General features: G+C 52.9%; 1 protein-coding gene and 1 pseudogene. Both read left to right on the top strand.

Annotated features, from left to right (window positions below):
• Positions 1-163: pseudogene (gene tuf / locus QMM04_RS22925) on the top strand (elongation factor Tu); the annotation flags it as partial.
• Between the two features lie 227 nt (positions 164-390).
• Positions 391-700: preprotein translocase subunit SecE (gene secE / locus QMM04_RS22930; protein WP_282997191.1), on the top strand; the 310-nt coding region annotated here is incomplete at its 3' end.

Consider the following 700-nt stretch of genomic DNA (forward strand, 5'->3'; position numbering starts at 1 on the left):
CATCGAACTGCCAGAAGGCGTTGAGATGGTAATGCCAGGCGACAACATCAAAATGGTTGTTACCCTGATCCATCCAATCGCAATGGACGAAGGTCTGCGCTTCGCAATCCGCGAAGGCGGCCGTACCGTCGGCGCGGGCGTTGTTGCTAAAGTTATCGCGTAATAGCGATAATATTTGACGCAATGCACACGGAAAGGGCATCATTTGATGCCCTTTTTGTACGCTGTTAACCAGAACCTGGCTCATCAGTGATTTTCGATCATAATCATTGCTGAGACAGGCTCTGTATTACGGCGCTGGATACCGAGTTATGCCCAAAAGCGCATTCGGTTTGGATGCCTCGCTCTGCGGGGCAGAATAGTTTCTGAATTATTGTGGCAGGTTGGTTTATGAGTGCGAATACCGAAGCTCAAGGGAGCGGGCGCGGCCTGGAAGCGGTAAAGTGGGTAGTTGTGATCGCATTGCTGCTGGTAGCAATCGTCGGTAACTACCTGTATCGCGATGTGACACTGCCTTTACGCGCGCTGGCTGTCGTGGTGTTGATCGCTGCGGCGGGCGGCATTGCGTTGCTGACCACCAAAGGCAAAGCAACCGTGGCTTTTGCACGTGAAGCAAGAACCGAAATGCGTAAGGTCATCTGGCCAACTCGCCAGGAAACATTGCACACCACGTTAATCGTTGCCGCGGTCACTGCCGTGA

Source organism: Pantoea sp. Pa-EAmG (assembly GCF_030024295.1).
Classification (GTDB): Bacteria; Pseudomonadota; Gammaproteobacteria; order Enterobacterales; family Enterobacteriaceae; genus Pantoea; species Pantoea dispersa.